The 354-nt window shown below is 68.4% G+C and carries 1 pseudogene; it reads left to right on the top strand.

Going from position 1 to position 354, the window contains the following annotated elements:
* Positions 1-137: 137 nt before the first annotated feature.
* A pseudogene (locus PUR71_RS40830) lies at positions 138-354 on the top strand (hypothetical protein); the annotation flags it as partial.

Below are 354 nucleotides of genomic sequence, written 5' to 3' on the forward strand. Positions count from 1 at the left end.
GCGCGGGGGGGGGGTGCCGGGGGGGCGGGGGGTTTGCTCTTTCCGGGGTGGGGGGGGGGGGGTTTTTGGGGGGGGGGTGGGTGTGTGTTTGGGGGTGGGGTGGTGGGGGTGGGTGGGGGGGGGGGGGGGTGGGTTGGGTGGGGTGGGTGGGGGGGGGGGGGGGGGGGGGGGTGGGTGTGTGTGGGGGGGGGGGGGGGGGGGGGGGGGGGCGGCCCCCCCCCCCACCAAAAACCAACCCACCACAACCCCCCCCCCACACCCAAAAACAAAAACACCCAAAAACAACAAAAAAAAAAAAACACCCCCCACAACAAACAAAAAAAACAAACCAACCACCACCAAACCAACACACAC

The organism is Streptomyces sp. SP17BM10 (assembly GCF_036322405.1).
GTDB lineage: Bacteria > Actinomycetota > Actinomycetes > Streptomycetales > Streptomycetaceae > Kitasatospora.